This window comes from Streptomyces sp. MRC013, assembly GCF_023614235.1.
Taxonomy (GTDB): Bacteria; Actinomycetota; Actinomycetes; order Streptomycetales; family Streptomycetaceae; genus Streptomyces.
In genome coordinates this window covers 1,802,673-1,818,437 of record NZ_CP094264.1, presented here as the reverse complement: position 1 = coordinate 1,818,437, position 15,765 = coordinate 1,802,673, and the positions used below count along the sequence as shown (strand labels likewise).

The 15,765-nt window shown below is 75.5% G+C and carries 12 protein-coding genes and 2 pseudogenes; 9 read left to right on the top strand and 5 right to left on the bottom strand.

From position 1 onward, the window contains the following. The first annotated feature begins 341 nt into the window (after positions 1-341). Positions 342-596 carry a type II toxin-antitoxin system Phd/YefM family antitoxin gene (locus LUW75_RS08065; RefSeq protein WP_250335011.1) on the top strand — a complete coding sequence of 85 codons (255 nt, stop codon included), beginning with the start codon at positions 342-344 and terminating at the stop codon, positions 594-596. A gap of 851 nt (positions 597-1,447) precedes the next feature. Next, the gene (locus tag LUW75_RS08060) at positions 1,448-2,437 is read left to right on the top strand and encodes a malate dehydrogenase (protein WP_250335010.1); all 990 of its coding nucleotides are present in this window, start codon (positions 1,448-1,450) and stop codon (positions 2,435-2,437) included. A gap of 161 nt (positions 2,438-2,598) precedes the next feature. Here LUW75_RS08060 and LUW75_RS08055 read toward each other — a convergent pair whose 3' ends face one another. After that, positions 2,599-3,372 carry an isocitrate lyase/PEP mutase family protein gene (locus LUW75_RS08055; protein WP_250335009.1) on the bottom strand — a complete coding sequence of 258 codons (774 nt, stop codon included), beginning with the start codon at positions 3,370-3,372 and terminating at the stop codon, positions 2,599-2,601. After that, positions 3,369-3,923: a carboxymuconolactone decarboxylase family protein gene (locus LUW75_RS08050; protein WP_250335008.1), complete on the bottom strand. Its 555-nt coding sequence runs from the start codon at positions 3,921-3,923 to the stop codon at positions 3,369-3,371. Before LUW75_RS08050 ends, LUW75_RS08055 begins: the two co-directional genes overlap by 4 nt. 47 nt (positions 3,924-3,970) lie before the next feature. Between LUW75_RS08050 and pdxR the strand changes: the two genes are divergently transcribed. The 4 genes from pdxR to LUW75_RS08030 all read left to right on the top strand — a co-directional run bounded on the left by pdxR (position 3,971) and on the right by LUW75_RS08030 (position 8,365). Further along, a complete protein-coding gene (gene pdxR / locus LUW75_RS08045) occupies positions 3,971-5,404 on the top strand; it encodes a MocR-like pyridoxine biosynthesis transcription factor PdxR (RefSeq protein ID WP_250335007.1) in 1,434 nt (477 codons plus the stop codon). A gap of 271 nt (positions 5,405-5,675) precedes the next feature. Continuing rightward, positions 5,676-6,689, top strand: a complete 1,014-nt coding sequence (gene trpS / locus LUW75_RS08040; protein ID WP_250335006.1) for a tryptophan--tRNA ligase — start codon at positions 5,676-5,678, stop codon at positions 6,687-6,689. Positions 6,690-6,798: 109 nt separating this feature from the next. Next, positions 6,799-7,395: a 2'-5' RNA ligase family protein gene (locus LUW75_RS08035; RefSeq protein WP_250335005.1), complete on the top strand. Its 597-nt coding sequence runs from the start codon at positions 6,799-6,801 to the stop codon at positions 7,393-7,395. Positions 7,396-7,471: 76 nt separating this feature from the next. Further along, the gene (locus LUW75_RS08030; protein ID WP_250335004.1) at positions 7,472-8,365 is read left to right on the top strand and encodes a YihY/virulence factor BrkB family protein; all 894 of its coding nucleotides are present in this window, start codon (positions 7,472-7,474) and stop codon (positions 8,363-8,365) included. Here LUW75_RS08030 and LUW75_RS08025 read toward each other — a convergent pair. After that, positions 8,331-9,553: pseudogene (locus LUW75_RS08025) on the bottom strand (D-alanyl-D-alanine carboxypeptidase family protein). The gene LUW75_RS08030 and the pseudogene LUW75_RS08025 overlap by 35 nt on opposite strands. Positions 9,554-9,614: 61 nt before the next feature. On the opposite strand from LUW75_RS08025, the gene LUW75_RS08020 reads away from it, so the two are divergent. After that, positions 9,615-9,866, top strand: a complete 252-nt coding sequence (locus LUW75_RS08020) for an SCO4848 family membrane protein (protein WP_250335003.1) — start codon at positions 9,615-9,617, stop codon at positions 9,864-9,866. Positions 9,867-9,931: 65 nt separating this feature from the next. Continuing rightward, a pseudogene (locus LUW75_RS08015) lies at positions 9,932-11,463 on the top strand (metallophosphoesterase). 164 nt (positions 11,464-11,627) lie between these two features. Here the strand turns inward: LUW75_RS08015 and LUW75_RS08010 are convergent. Beyond that, on the bottom strand, positions 11,628-12,788 hold the full coding sequence (locus tag LUW75_RS08010) for a pentapeptide repeat-containing protein (RefSeq protein WP_250335002.1): 1,161 nt from the start codon (positions 12,786-12,788) through the stop codon (positions 11,628-11,630). Positions 12,789-13,155: 367 nt separating this feature from the next. Between LUW75_RS08010 and LUW75_RS08005 the strand changes: the two genes are divergently transcribed. Next, positions 13,156-14,715, top strand: coding sequence for an ABC transporter substrate-binding protein (locus tag LUW75_RS08005; RefSeq protein WP_250335001.1), 1,560 nt, complete (start codon positions 13,156-13,158; stop codon positions 14,713-14,715). Here LUW75_RS08005 and LUW75_RS08000 read toward each other — a convergent pair. After that, positions 14,702-15,490 carry a TetR/AcrR family transcriptional regulator gene (locus tag LUW75_RS08000; protein WP_250335000.1) on the bottom strand — a complete coding sequence of 263 codons (789 nt, stop codon included), beginning with the start codon at positions 15,488-15,490 and terminating at the stop codon, positions 14,702-14,704. The two genes, LUW75_RS08005 and LUW75_RS08000, sit on opposite strands and share 14 nt — an antisense overlap. Positions 15,491-15,765: the final 275 nt, after the last annotated feature.

Sequence of the window (15,765 nt, the reverse complement as noted above, 5' to 3'; positions counted from 1 at the left end):
GAGCAGTGTCTGACCCGTCTCGGTCCCGGCGACGGCGACCGTGTCACCATCACGCTTGACGACCGCGTCACCCCCGGCCCGGCCAATGGTGACGACGAGCAGGACGGCGCGGACGGAGGGCGGGGCGACCGGGACGCGTAGCCGGGAACCGTTCGCCCGGCTGCAGGGTGCCGGGCGATGTGGAGCCGGCCGGGGCTGCGCCGGGTGGCCGACCGCACGTCCCGCCCCCGCCGGATCGGCGCCCTCTCGCCGTGCTCCCGGCCGACGAGGAGCCGGGAACCGTCGGCGCCGGGGGCGGGAGGTGCGCACTTCCGCAGGGTGACGCGCACGGCGGAGGCGAAGTGCTCGATCTGGGAGCCCGCGCCCGTCCGGGTGCCGTCGTGCGCGAGGTCGGCGCCACGCGCGAACCGGTCGCCGTCACCGACCGCGGCCGGACCGTCGCCGTACTGGTCGACCCCGCCGACGGTCCCCGCCCCGGGGGGGCGTTCGGCAGTTCCGGCGTGCTCCGCGTCCTCGTCGGCCGCTACCGCGTGGTGTACGAGATCGGCGGCCGCCGGGTGCGCGTCGGCGTGATCCACCTCGGGTGCGTGCGTTGACCGCTTCCCCCCGTCGGGCCGGATGACCTCCCGCACCGATGAGCGCCGCACCGGCGGGCGCCGAGCCGCTGTGCCCGGCGGTGGTCCGGGCGCCGTCAAGGCCCGGGGCCCGGGGCCGGGGCCGCTTTCGAAGCGGGGGCGCGGGTGGCGACGCCCGTCCCCTCCCCCGAGTACAGGACGGGCGCCGCGCACCAACAGCGTCATGGACGTGCCAAACCCGATCAAGGCGCATTCGGCCCCTGTGGCACGGAAGTGACCGTTCCGGAACGGTGTGGGCACCCTGCCACAACTGGGAAACCGGCTGCCGGTTCCGGCCGCCCCGGCGCCCGCGCCCGTACTCGCCGCCCGGTCCGCCGACGGCCGCCACCGGGCGCCGGAAGCCGCCACCAGGAACACCGGGCGGGCTCCCGCACCCGCCCGCGGGGCGGCCGCTCGGGGACACCGCCGAGGCCACCCGGGCCCGGCGCCACTCGGAGCGCCCCGCCCGGGACCGGCGCCACTCGGAGCGCCCCGCCCGGGCCCGGCGCCGCCCGAAGCGCCCCGCCCGGTGCCGGGAGCGGCGCGTACACCCCGATGGTCGTCGCCCCGCCGGGTACCCCCGCGGGCTCCCGCGCCTCGCTCCGGAACGGAGGGACGGGCCGTGCGGCGGCCCCCTGCCCGTGCGGCGGCCCCCGTACGGGTGAGCCGGACCACAAGGGGGCGGGGATTCAAGAGAGGCCGGGTCGGATAGCCTGACGCTGGATATCTCCACGTCGAGAGAGTGTGCGGCGACACCGGACACCCCCGGCGCGGAGGCCGTCCCGCACCCGGGGCAGGGACCCCCACCGCCAGCTGTCTTACGGAGATCGCACATGACCCGCACTCCCGTGAATGTCACCGTCACCGGCGCGGCCGGCCAGATCGGCTACGCGCTGCTGTTCCGCATCGCCTCCGGTCACCTGCTCGGCGCCGACGTGCCGGTCAAGCTGCGCCTCCTGGAGATCCCGCAGGGCCTGAAGGCCGCCGAGGGCACCGCCATGGAGCTCGACGACTGCGCCTTCCCGCTGCTGCGGGGCATCGAGATCACCGACGACCCGAACGTCGCCTTCGACGGTGCGAACGTGGCCCTCCTCGTCGGCGCCCGCCCCCGCACCAAGGGCATGGAGCGCGGCGACCTGCTGGAGGCCAACGGCGGCATCTTCAAGCCGCAGGGCAAGGCCATCAACGACCACGCCGCGGACGACATCAAGGTCCTCGTCGTCGGCAACCCGGCCAACACCAACGCCCTCATCGCCCAGGCCGCCGCCCCGGACGTGCCGGCCGAGCGCTTCACCGCGATGACCCGCCTGGACCACAACCGCGCGATCTCGCAGCTCGCGGCCAAGACCGGCGCCGCCGTCTCCGACATCAAGCGGCTGACGATCTGGGGCAACCACTCCGCCACGCAGTACCCGGACATCTTCCACGCCACCGTCGGCGGCAGGAACGCCGCCGAGGTCGTCGACGACGAGAAGTGGCTGGCCGAGGAGTTCATCCCGACCGTCGCCAAGCGCGGCGCGGCCATCATCGAGGCCCGCGGCGCCTCCTCCGCCGCCTCCGCCGCGAACGCCGCCATCGACCACGTCCACACGTGGGTCAACGGCACCGCCGAGGGCGACTGGACCTCCATGGGCATCCCGTCCGACGGCTCCTACGGCGTGCCGGAGGGCCTCATCTCCTCCTTCCCCGTCACCTGCGAGGACGGCGAGTACCGGATCGTCCAGGGCCTGGACGTCAACGAGTTCTCCCGCACCCGCATCGACGCGTCGGTGAAGGAGCTGGAGGAGGAGCGCGACGCCGTGCGCGGCCTCGGCCTCCTCTGACCGATCCCGCACCACCGGAGGAGCCCCCGCACCACCGGGAGAGCCCCCGCGCCACCGGAGGAGCCCCCGGACGGCCTCGTGCCGCCGGGGGCTCCCCGCCGTCCGGGCGCGGTCCGCGGACGCGTCCCCGCGCCCGGGCGGGCGCCCCGGACCCGGCCCGTTCAGCCGGTCCGCGGCACCTCCGCCGCGGCGGCCGCGCCGTCCCGCAGGGCGGCGGCGATGTCGCGCAGGGCCGCCGTCGCCCGCCGGTGCAGGGCCGGTCCGTACGTGATGCGGGCGGCGCCCAGCCGGCCCAGTTCGGCGGGTGACGGGCCGCCGGGGACGGCGATCGCGTTGAGCGGGACGCCCACCTCCGCGCGCAGCACCGGCAGCAGGTCCGGCGGTGCCAGCAGGGGGTACACGCCGTCCGCGCCGGCCCCCGCGTACAGCCGCGCCCGCCGGACCGTCTCCTCCGGATCCGGCACGCCCCGCACGTACGTGTCCACGCGGGCGTTGAGGAACACCCCGCCCCCCACGGCCGCGCGGAACTCCGCCAGCCAGTCGGCGTGCGCCGCCGGGTCCTTCAGCCCGCCGGCCCCGCCGTCCTCCAGGTTCACACCGGCCAGGCCCGCGTCGAGCACCCGCGCCGCCAGCTCCCCCGCCGGCAGCCCGTACCCGTCCTCCAGGTCGGCCGAGACGGGGAGGTCCACGGCGCGGACGATCCGCGCCACCGCCGCGAACATCTCCTCGGCGGGGGTGTGCCCGTCCTCGTACCCGAGCGACGCCGCCACCCCCGCGGACGGCGTCGCCAGTGCGGGGAACCCCGCCTCGGCGAAGACCCGCGCGCTCGCCGCGTCCCACGGGCCCGGGAGGACCAGCGGGTCCTCCGGGGCCCGGCCGCGGTGGAGCGCCCGGAACTCCTCCGCGCGCGCCGCCGCCGCGTGCGGTCGGGTCACGCGCCGTGGCCCTTGTACTGGCCGGGCCTGTAGTGGCCCGGCACCGAGCGGGCCGTCACGGCGAACCGGTTCCACGCGTTGATCACGACGATCGACGCGATCAGGTGGGCCAGTTCCGGCTCGTCGAAGTGGTGCGCGACCCGCTCGTACACCTCGTCCGGGACGAAGCCCTCCGTCAGGAGGGTGATCGCCTCGGTCAGTTCGAGCGCGGCGAGCTCCTTCTCCGTGTAGAAGTGCCGCGACTCCCGCCAGGCGCCGAGCTGCACGATCCGCTCGACGCTCTCCCCGGCGGCCAGCGCGTCCTTGGTGTGCATGTCCAGGCAGAACGCACAGTGGTTGATCTGCGAGGCGCGGATCTTGACCAGCTCGACCAGCACCGGGTCGAGCCCCTTGTGGGCGGCCGCGTCCAGCCGGACCATCGCCCTGTACACCTCCGGGGCGAGTTCCGCGGGGGCGAGGCGGGCGGGGTGCTCGGGGGCGTGACCGCCGTTCGCGGGCGCGGTGCCGGCGGGGGCCGGGGCCTGCTGCTTCTGCTGCGTGTTCGTCGTCATGCCCTCGACCGTACGCCCGCGTTGGCGTGCCGGTATGGTCCATTCCCATGACGGGATCACGGGCCATTTCCGCCGCGTTCGGCGCCGACCTCCACCTGGAGATCCAGGGGCCCGGCCTGCGCGCCGGGCTGATGGAGGCCCTCCGCGAGGCCGTCAGGACCGGCCGCCTCGCCCCCGGCACCCGGCTGCCGTCGTCGCGCGCCCTCGCCGCCGACCTCGGCGTCGCCCGCAACACCGTCGCCGACGCCTACGCCGAGCTGGTCGCCGAGGGCTGGCTCACCGCCCGCCAGGGCTCCGGCACCCGCGTCGCCCGCCGCGCCGCCGCGCCCGCCCGGCGGGCCCAGGCCGTCGAGCCCCTGCCGTGGCAGCGCGGCCGCCCCCGCACCGGCGGGCCCCTGCGCACCCTCCACCCCGGCACCCCCGACCTCGCCTCCTTCCCGCGCGCCGAGTGGCTCAAGGCCGCCCGCCGCGCCCTCACCGACGCCCCGCACGAGGCGTTCGGCTACACCGATCCGCGCGGCCGCCCCGAACTGCGCACCGCCCTCGCCGAGTACCTGGCCCGCTCGCGCGGCGTGCGCGCCGACCCCGAGCGGATCGTCGTCTGCTCCGGCTTCGCCCAGGGGATCCTGCTGCTCGCCGCCGTCCTGCGGGCCCGCCGCGTCCGGGAGGTCGCCGTGGAGTCGTACGGGCTCGACGTCCACTGGCGGGCCCTCACCGCCGCCGGGCTGCGCACCCCGGCGCTGCCGCTCGACGGGCTCGGCACCCGCACCGAGGCCCTGACCGGGGACGGAGGGCTCCGGCCCGGCGCCGTCCTGATCACGCCCGCCCACCAGTTCCCGCTCGGCGGCGCCCTCGCACCGGACCGGCGGGCCGCGCTCGTCGACTGGGCGCGGGCCTCCGGCGGGCTGGTGCTGGAGGACGACTACGACGGCGAGTTCCGGTACGACCGGCAGCCCGTCGGCGCCCTTCAGGGCCTCGACCCGGAACACGTCGTCTACCTGGGCACCGTCAGCAAGTCCCTCGCGCCCGGACTGCGCCTCGGCTGGATGGTGCCGCCCCGGCACCTGGTCGGCGAGGTGCTGGCGGCGAAGGGCGAGGTCGAGTGGGCGTCGAGCGCCCTCGACCAGCTCACCCTGGCCGAGTTCGTCGCCTCGGGGGCGTACGACCGGCACGTGCGCGGCATGCGGCTGCGGTACCGGCGCCGCCGCGACCAGCTCGTGGCGGCCCTCGCCGAGCGGGCTCCGGGCGTCCGCGTCACCGGCATCGCCGCCGGCCTGCACGCCGTCCTGGAACTGCCGCCCGGCAGCGAGCGGGCCGTCCTGCGCGCCGCCGCCCTCCAGGGCCTCGCCCTCCAGGGCCTGGACGCCTTCCGCCACCCGGACGCCCCGCCCGGCCGGGACGCACTCGTCGTCGGGTACGCCACCCCCACCGACAGCGCCTGGCCGGGCGCCCTCGACGCGCTGTGCCGGGTCCTGCCGTAGCGGGCGCGGACGGCGTTCCGGAGCCGTGCGGCGCCCCCCGGCCCGCGCGACCCCCGTGCCGGGGCCGTGCCCGAAGCCGCCGCGCTCCCGCCCGGCCGGTGCGGCGGCCGGGGACCGCGCAGCCGCCGTACGCGAGGCACCCCCGGCGGCGGAGGCACCCCCGGCGCGCGCCCCCGCCCGGCGCACCCCCGTCGGGGCGGGCCCGGTCCGTGGTCGCACGGTTGTCCACAGGCAGTGCCGGGGCGCCCGCCGGACCTGAGAGAATGGGCGCATGGCCTCTGCTGACCCTCGTGTGCTCTCCGGAATCCAGCCCACCGCGGGCTCCTTCCACCTCGGCAACTACCTCGGCGCGGTCCGCCAGTGGGTCGCGCTGCAGGAGTCCCACGACGCCTTCTACATGGTCGTCGACCTCCACGCGATCACCGTGCCGCAGGACCCGGCCGAGCTCCGCGCCAACACCCGCCTGGCCGCCGCCCAGCTGCTCGCGGCCGGCCTCGACCCGGAGCGGTGCACCCTCTTCGTCCAGAGCCACGTCCCCGAGCACACGCAGCTGGCATGGGTCATGAACTGCCTCACCGGCTTCGGCGAGGCGTCCCGGATGACGCAGTTCAAGGACAAGTCCGCCAGGCAGGGCGCCGACCGCGCCACGGTCGGTCTGTTCACGTACCCGGTCCTCCAGGTCGCGGACATCCTCCTCTACCAGGCGGGCGAGGTCCCGGTCGGCGAGGACCAGCGCCAGCACATCGAGCTGACCCGCGACCTCGCCGAGCGGTTCAACGCCCGCTTCGGCGACACGTTCACCGTCCCCGCGCCGTACATCCTCAAGGAGACGGCGAAGATCTACGACCTCCAGGACCCGACGGCGAAGATGTCGAAGTCGGCGGCGAACCCCAAGGGCCTGATCAACCTCCTGGACGACCCGAAGACGACCGCGAAGAAGGTCAAGAGCGCCGTCACGGACACGGACACGGTGATCCGCTTCGACCCGGAGGGCAAGCCCGGCGTCAGCAACCTCCTCACGATCATGTCGACGCTCACCGGCACGCCCGTCGACGACCTGGTCGAGGGGTACGAGGGCAAGATGTACGGCGCTCTGAAGACGGACCTCGCGGAGATCGTCGTGGACTTCGTCACGCCCTTCCAGACCCTCACCCGGGAATACCTGGACGACCCGGAGACGCTGGACTCGATCCTGGCCAAGGGTGCCGAGAAGGCCCGCGCCGTCGCCGCGGAGACCCTCGCCCGGACCTACGAGAAGGTGGGCTTCCTGCCCGCCAAGCACTGAGCCGGACGGGCCTGGCCGGGGAACCGGCCGAAGCGCCACACTGGCGACCGACCCGCGGGCGCGCCCCGGCGCACCCGCACGGACATGACCGAAGGACGAGGAGGACGACGTGGGGACCGTAACGCTCGGCGTTTCGATCGCGGTCCCGGAGCCCTACGGCAGCCTGCTCCAGGAGCGGCGCGCGGGCTTCGGCGACGCCGCCGCCCACGGCATCCCCACGCACGTCACGCTCCTCCCGCCCACGGAGGTGGAGGCCGAGCGGCTGCCGGGGATCCGGGCCCACCTCGCCTCGGTCGCCGCGGCCGGGCGCCCCTTCCCGATGCGGCTGAGCGGCACGGGCACGTTCCGTCCGCTCTCCCCGGTCGTCTACGTGCGGGTCGTGGAGGGCGGCGAGGCGTGCGCCCGGCTCCAGCAGCGCATCCGCGACGCCTCCGGGCCGCTCGAGCGCGAGCTGCGGTTCCCCTACCACCCGCACGTCACGGTCGCGCACGGCATCCCCGACGAGGCGATGGACCGGGCCTTCGCGGAGCTCGCCGACTTCGAGGCGGCGTGGACGGTGCGCTCCTTCGCCCTGTACGAGCAGGGCGCCGACGCGGTGTGGCGCAAGCTGCACACGTACGGCTTCGGCGGCCGCGGCCCCGCCGGGACGGTGCCCCCGCAGGGCTCACCGGTCGACGAGCCGGCCGCCACCCCGCAGGGCGGCTGACCCCGCCCGGCGGGACGCCGGCGGGCGGCGGGCGATCCGGGCGGTACGCGGGCCGTCCGGTGGTAGGCGTACCGCCATGGACTGGCTGACCAAGCTTCCCGTCATCGGCCCCTGGGCCGCCCGCCTCCTGCGCACCCACGCCTGGCGCGCCTACGAGACGCTGGACCGCGCCCACTGGGAGCGGCTCGCCGCCGCGATCACGTTCATCAGCTTCCTGTCCCTCTTCCCGCTGATCACCCTGGGCGCCGCCGTCGGCGCCGCCTTCCTCGACGACGGGCGGCTGCACACCGCCGAGAACAAGATCAGCGAGCAGGTTCCGGGCATCTCCGACCAGCTCGACCTGGGCTCCTTCGTCGACAACGCCGGCACGGTCGGCCTCGTCGCGGGCGGCGTGCTGCTGTTCACGGGCATCGGCTGGGTCGGCTCCCTGCGCGACTGCCTGCGCGCCGTGTGGGCCCTCGACGACGCCGACGACGGCAACGTGGCCGTCCGCAAGGGCAAGGACGCCCTGCTCCTGCTGGGCCTCGGCGGCACGGCGCTCGTCTCGCTCGCCGCCTCCACACTGGGCGCCACCGCCGTCGGGTGGACCGCCGACCGGCTGGGCGTCCCCGAGGACGGCGCCGGCGGCGTCCTGCTCCACGTGGCCGTGCTCGCCTTCGCGGTCCTCGCGGACTTCCTGCTCCTGCTGTACCTGCTGACGCTGCTGCCCGGCGTCGAACCGCCGCGCCACGACCTGGTCACCGCCGCCCTGATCGGCGCGGTCGGCTTCGAACTGCTGAAGACGCTCCTCGGCGGCTACCTCGGGGGCGTGGCGGCGAAGTCGACGTACGGGGCGTTCGGCGTCCCCGTCGCCCTGCTGCTGTGGATCAGCTTCACCGCCCGGCTGCTGCTGTTCTGCGCCGCCTGGTCCGCCACGGGCGACCGCCGGGAGGGGACTACCCGTCCTTCCGCGCTGGCCACCGCCGGTTGATCAGGAACGCCGCGCCGGCCACCGCCGACAGCACCCCGCCCGCGACGCCCAGGGCGACCCCGGCCCCGCCCGACCCGGCGACGGCGGCCTCGGCCGCGTCCCCGGTGACCTCGGACCGCACCACGCCGGGACGGCCGGGGGAGGCGCTGGGGGCGGTACCGGTCCGCGCGGACCTCGGCGGCACCAGCTCACCGACCGGCCGCACCTTCCCCGCCGCCGCGAACCCCCAGTCGAGGAGCCGCGCGGCCTCCTTGTAGACGGCGTACGGCTCCTTCGACGACGGGTTCATCACCGTCACCAGCAGCACCCGGCCGTTGCGCTCGGCGACCCCGGTGAAGGTCGACCCCGCGTGCGTCGTCATCCCGTTCTTCACGCCCGCGATGCCCTTGTACGGCGTGACGCCGTCGGCGCCGGTCAGCAGCCGGTTGGTGTTCTGGATCTCGAACGCCCCCCGCTTCCCGCCGGGCACCTGCTCCCCGGGGAACCGCGTCCGCACGGTCGAGCAGTACTCGCGGAAGTCCTTGTTCTGCATGCCGCTGCGGGCTATCAGCGTCAGGTCGTACGCCGACGACACCTGGCCCCGGGCGTCGTACCCGTCCGGCGAGACCACCTCGGTGTCGAGGGCCTGGAGCTCGTCGGCGCGCGCGTTCATCTCGCGCACCGTCTTCGCTATGCCCCCGTTCATCCGCGCCAGCGCGTGGACGGCGTCGTTTCCGGAGCGGAGGAACACCCCGAGCCACAGGTCGTGGACGGTGTAGGTGTGCTTCTCCTTTATCCCCACCAGGCTGGACCCGTCGCCGAGCCCGGCCAGCTCCCCGGTCTCGACCAGGTGCCTCTGCGTCCTGGGGAACTTCGGCAGCAGCGTGTCCGCGAACAGCATCTTCATCGTGGACGCGGGGGCGAGCCGCCAGTGCGCGTTGTGCGCCGCGAGCACGTCGCCGCTCTCCGCGTCCGCCACGATCCAGGACCGTCCGCTCAGCTCCTTCGGCAGGACCGGCGCCCCGCCCGCGAGGTCCACCTGCGTGCCCGGCCGGCCGAGCCGGGCGCCGCCGACCGCCGACATGCGCTCGGGGGCCTCAGCTGCGGCGAAGGCTGCGGGGCCGGCGCGGCGAGTGCGGGGCCGGCGGCGGCGAGGGGGAGCAGCACGGCGGTGGCCGCGGCGACGGCGGCCTTCTTGAGAGCATGCACGTCCGAGAAAGTACCGCCACCCCGCGCGCCCGCCGACACCGGTGCACCGGATACTGGCCCCATGAGACTCGGTCGCTCCGCTTCCTGGTTCCTGCTCGCGTTCGGGGTCTGGAGCTGGTTCATCTGGATCACTTTCGTCAAGAACCTCTGGAGTGATGCGAGCGGCCTCGCCTTCGACGACGCGGGTGACCCCACCGGGTACTTCTGGGTTCATCTTCTCCTTGCCGTCACGTCCTTTCTCCTGGGGACGGCCATTGGCGTGATGGGGTTGCGCGGAGTGCGGGCCCTGAGGCGCGAACGCGACGAGGAGTAGGAGCCCCGGTGGTCGTGCTGGTCATCTCCCTGATCCTGGCCCTGCTGGGGCTCGCGCACTGGTACGTGTGGCGCCGCCTGGTCCGCGACGTCACCCGCCCCGGCGGATGGCCGCGCCGGGCGGGTACGGCGGCGGCGTTCGTCCTGCCGCTGACGGCGATCGGCGCGCTGACGGCGGGGCGGGCGGGGGCCCCGTTCCCGCTGCAGCAGGCCCTGGCGTGGCCGGGCTTCCTGTGGCTGGCGATGCTCCTGTACCTGGTGCTGTCGCTCCTGGTCGCCGAGGTCCTGCGCCCCCTCCTCCTGCGACGTCCCCGCGGCCGCCGCGCGGGCCCCCGCCGCGGGCCCGGCCCCCTCCGCCGGGGAGACCGCCGGGGCGGGGGCTCCGGGCGCGGCGGGCGGGCACGGCGGCCCCGCGGGGGCGCCGTCCGGAGGGGGGCGCGGAGCAGCGAGCCGCGGGAGGGCGGATGCGCGACGGCGGTCGCGGCCCCGGCCGTCCCGGAGGTCCGGGCTGTCCCGGAGACCCCGGCTGCCCCCGAGGCCCGGGCTGTCCCGGAGGCTCCGGCCGCTCCCGAGGCCCGGGTTGTCCCGGAGGCCCCAAAGGCCCCGGAGGCCCCGGAGGCCCCGGAGGCCCCGGAGGCCCCGGAGGCCCCGGAGGCCCCGGAGGCCCCGAAGGACCCGGCCGCCCCCGAGGCCCGGGCCGTCTCCGAGACCCCGGCCGTCCCCGAGGCCCCGGCCGCCGCGGCGCAGGGGAAGGACCCGGCACCCCCGGCCCCTCCCGGCGCCTGTTCGTGGCGAGGGCGCTGGCGGTGACCGCGACGGCCGTCGCGGCGGGCACGGTCGCCAACGGCGCCCACACCGTCCTGCGCGGCCCCGCCGTGAGGCGGGTCACCGTCCCCCTCGCCAAGCTGCCGCGCGCCGCCCACGGCTACCGCATAGCCGTCGTCAGCGACATCCACCTCGGCCCCGTCCTCGGCCGCGCCCACGCCCAGCGGATCGTCGACGCGGTCGACTCCACCCAGCCGGACCTGATCGCCGTCGTGGGCGACCTCGTCGACGGCACCGTCGAGAACCTGGGCCCGGCTGCCGAGCCGCTGGCCCGCCTCCGCGCCCGGCACGGCGCCTTCTTCGTCACCGGGAACCACGAGTACTTCTCCGGCGCCGAGGAGTGGGTGGAGGAGGTCCGCGGGCTGGGCCTGCGCCCGCTGCGCAACGAGCGCGTCGAGATCGCCGCCGGTTTCGACCTGGCCGGCGTCAACGACCTGGCCGGCGAGAACCACGGCGACGGCCCCGACTTCGCGCGCGCCCTCGGCGACCGCGACCGGACCCGTACCGCCGTGCTCCTCGCGCACCAGCCGGTGATGATCCACGACGCCGTACGGCACGGGGTGGACCTGCAGCTCTCCGGCCACACCCACGGCGGCCAGATGTGGCCCGGCAACTTCCTCGCGGAGCTGGCCAACCCGACCGTCGAGGGCCTGGAACGGTACGGGGACACGCAGCTGTACGTGTCGCGCGGGGCGGGTGCCTGGGGACCGCCGGTCCGCGTGGGCGCCCCGTCCGACATCACGGTCGTGGAACTGGCCTCCCGGGCCGCCTGACCGCCCCCGCCCCCGCCCGTCGTCCCCGCCGGGTTGACGGCCCGGGGGGCGGCATCAGCCCCCGGATCCGGCCGGCGGCCCGGGCCCCGCGCGATCAGGACGCCACCGAGAACGGCACCGGACGGTGGGTCGCGGTCGCCGCAGTTTTGACCGGCGCGCCCCGGTCAGGGAGTGGACCGCAGCGGCGGTGCCCGCCACGTCATCCCGGGCGGCTGGAGGAGGGGCGAGGGCTCGGGGCCGGGGTCGTCGGCTTCGACGACCCCGGCGGCCACGTGGTCGAAGCCGGCGGGCCAGCGGGTGTGCTCACTGGCCAGGGCGCCGGCCAGGCGTGCCTCGACGAGGTCGGCGGTGCTCAGGTCGGTGCCGCGCAAGTCGGTCATGCGGAGGTCGGCGCGGTGGAAGGCCGCGCCGTGGGCGTCGGCCTTGCGCAGGTTCGCCTCGCGCGGATCGGTCTCGGTGAAGTCGGCGTCGCGCAAGTCGGTTTCGACCAGCTTCGCCGCCCGCGGGTCGGCCAGGACGCGGCGGGCCCGGCGGAGGATCGCCGTCGTGAGGTCGGCGTGCCGCAGGTTGACCGAGACCAGGGACGCCCGGGTCAGATGGGCGTGGTACAGGCCCGCCGCCTCCATGCAGGCGCGGTCGAAGTTGACCTCGGAGAACCCCAGCCCGTCGCAGTCCGCCCGGCGCAGGTCGGTGATGCTGGGACCGGCCCAGGACTGCTCCCGGTGCTGGCGCAGCACGCCGAGCGCGGTCAGCGCCACCTGGGCGTCGGCGGCGCGAGTCTCCAGGGGCGCGACGTCGTTGACGGACACGTCCGCCGCCGGTGCTTCCGGCCCGGCGGGCGGCCAGGGCAGGTGGGTACGCAGGTACGCCGCCTGGATGGAGACGATGGCCTCCCGGTCGCGGGCGGACTGCTCCGCGATCCGCCACAGCGCGTGCAACCCGCCGGTGCGCACGTCCAGCTTGTCGCTGCCGAGCTGGTCGGCGGCCCGGCTGAACCGGTCGGTGACGTAGCCCTCCTGGGTGGCGCGCAGTCCGTCCTGACTCACCCGCGGCCGCCGCCAGGTGGCGCACGCGCCGAAAAGCACGACCAGGCCGCCGATCACCTGCAGAAGCGTCGTGCGGACATCGTTCACCGCCTTCGGCCGATCCTGCGCGGCGACGCTCGCCCCGGCGAGATCGTGGTCGACCACCATCCCCGGCAGTACGACGAACACCGTGCCCGGAAGGACCAGCCCCGCCCCGGCCAGCAGGGCTGCGGCCGCACGACGCCTGACCGACCCCTCGTGCCACGCGCGCCGACCGCGGCCCGGTTCCCCCGTCCCCATGGGCACGAGAGCCCAGGCGCCGCACAGAAGACGATCAAGGGTGCTGCGCCGCCGGCCCGTCGTACGGGAGCAGCCGTGCGGGTCGGACGAGCCGTGGGGCTCGTCGGCTCCGTACGGCCTGCCCCGTCCTGCCTGTCCGGCACCTCGCGCACTTCGGCGAGTCGCTCGAAGGACTCCCGCTTCGGCGGCAGGGGCCCGCGGGGGTCGGGGCTGCACGAGCGGCGTGGCGGATGCCGGCACCGAGCGCCGGGCACCGGACGGTGGAGTCGACGTGACCGGGAAGTGAAAGTTCGCCCTTCCCCGCGTGAACCGTCTGTGGTTGAGTTTGCGCCATCGCACAGGGGAGGGCGCGAAAGGAATCACGACTATGCGGTCGATCCATGTCCGGATCATCATGGTGTGCGCGGTCTTGGCGGCGGTCGGTGCGGGGCTCTGGCACCTGCTGCCGTTGGACCGCGGCAAGGGGCGGCCGATATCCGTCGGTACGACCGACGAGGTCACCTCCCTGGATCCGGCCGGCGCGTACGACTCCGGTTCCTGGGCCGTCTACAGCAACGTCTACCAGTCTCTGCTGACCTTCAAGCCGGGTGCCACGACCCCGGTGCCCGACGCCGCCGAGGTCTGCGGCTTCGCCGGTTCGTCGCTCACCAGGTACGAGTGCACCCTGCGGGAGGGCCTGACCTTCTCCAACGGCCGCGAGGTGACCGCGCAGGACGTGAAGTACTCGTTCGACCGGATGCTCGGCATCGCCGCCGACGTCGGCCCGGCGGCGCTCTTCCCGACGCTCGAGAGCGTCACCGCCCGGGACCGCAAGGTCGTCTTCAGGCTGGCCGCCAAGGACGCGACGTTCCCGCTGAAGCTCGCCACGGGCGCGGGCGCGATCGTCGACAGCACGCGCTACCCGAAGGACCGGCTGCGCGGGGGCACCGCCGTCGACGGCTCCGGGCCGTACGTGCTCGCCGAGTACCGGCCGGGCGTCCGCGCGCTGCTGGAGCCCAACCCCCGCTACCGGGGCGCCCTGGAACGCCCCGCCGCTCCGGTCGAGGTGCGGTACTTCGCCGAGGGCGAGCAGCTCGCCCTCGCCCTGCGCAACGGCGACGTCGACGTGACCCACCGGGACCTCCCGCCGGAGACGCTCTCCACGCTCGACCCGGACGAGGAGGGCGTCCGGGTGACGGAGGCCCCCACGGCGGAGATCCGCAGCATCGTCTTCAACCTCCGTGAGGGCTCGGTGACGGCGCAGAAGGCGGTACGGCAGGCCGTGGCCGCGCTGGTCGACCGCAACAGGATCGCCAGCGGCCCGTACCGCTCGACGGTGGAGCCGCTGTACTCGCTGATCCCGCGCGGCTTCATCGGCCACAGCACGCCCTTCTTCGACCTCTACCCCGATGGGCGGGAGGCCGTGGACCGGGCGCGGGAACTGCTGCGCGACGCGGACGTCGACACACCCGTCAGCCTCACCTACGCGCACCGCGCCGGCGAGACGTCGGCGGCGGAGGCGGTCGAGCTGCGCCGCCAGCTGGAGGGAACCGGACTGTTCCGGGTGAAGATCGTCTCCGCGGAGTGGAAGGAGTTCCAGAAGGGTTACGCCGACGGCGCCTACGACGCGTACGGGATCGGCTGGCTCCCGGACTTCCCGGACTCGGACAGCTTCACCCAGCCCCTGGTCGGCCGGGGCAGCACCCTGCAGAACGCCTATGCCAGCACCCGCGTCGACCGGCTCATCGCCGCCACCCAGCAGCACGTCGACCGGGCCAGGGCCGTGGACGGCTTCAAGGAGATCCAGACGCGGGTCGCCGAGGACGTGCCGCTGGTGCCGCTGTGGCAGAAGAAGGACTACGTGCTGAGCAGCCCGGACATCACGGGTTCGCAGTACCTGTCCGACGGCACGGGCATCTGGCGCCTCTGGGAGCTCAGCTGGCTGTAGCCGGCCCCCGCGGGGCGCCCTCCGGCGGCCCGTCCCCGCCCGGCGGCCGGGCCGCGCCGTCCGCGGGCGCGTCCCTCCCCAGCGCCTCCCCGGCCCCCGGCAGGAACTCCGCGGCGACGTCGCGGGCCTGGCGCACCAGCGGCCGCAGCACCCGGAACCGGGACAGCGCGACGGCCTGCGCGACCAGCGGGGCCGTCCGCTCCACGAGCCGGCGGCTCCGCTCGGCGCCCTCGCTGCGGTCGTAGACCCAGAACAGCACCAGTCCCATGTGCATCAGCCACAGCAACTGCGGCAGCACGTCGGCCAGTTCGGGTGCGGTCTTCGTGTCGGAACCCCGCAGCACCCGCTCGTGGACGCAGATCGCGGCCCGGCGGGCGTCGGCCGACTCGGGGGAGAAGGGGCTGAGCGGGCTCTTCGGGTCGGCGGCGTTCTTGAAGAACTGCGCCGCGAACCGGTGGTACGGCTCCGCCACGTCCAGCCAGGTCAGCAGCGTGTCGCGGACCCGCACCGCGAGGTCCCCGCCGCCGGCCAGGACCGGCCGGACCGCGGCCTCGTGCTCGGCGGCGATCCGGTCGTAGAAACCCTGGACCAGGTGTTCCTTGGAGGCGAAGTAGTAGTAGGCGCTGCCCACGGAGACGCCCGCCTCCTGGGCGACGGCCCGCATCGTCGTCCTGTCGTAGCCGCGCTCCTCGAACAGCCGGAGCGCGGTCTCCAGGATGAGGGCGCGCGTCTGCTCGCTCTTCGGCGCCTTGGCGGACGCCTTCCGTTCCTTCACGGCACCCGAGCCTAACGGGGCGGGCCCCGCTCCCGCGCCCGCCGTCGCGACGGGCGGACCGGCCGGCGGCGCCCGCCGCCCGGAGGCCCCGCGGCCGGAACGGCGGGCACCCCCGCGCCTCCCGCTCCGCGCGTCCCGGCCCGGTCCTCCCGGTCCCTGCCGCACGGGTGCCCGCCCCGGCCCGGCCCTCCCGGCCCCCGCCGCGCGGCCCCTCATCGGCGGGCGGGCGCCGCGTGGCCCGGAGGTCGGAACCTCCGCCCGAAGCGGCTTGCCCG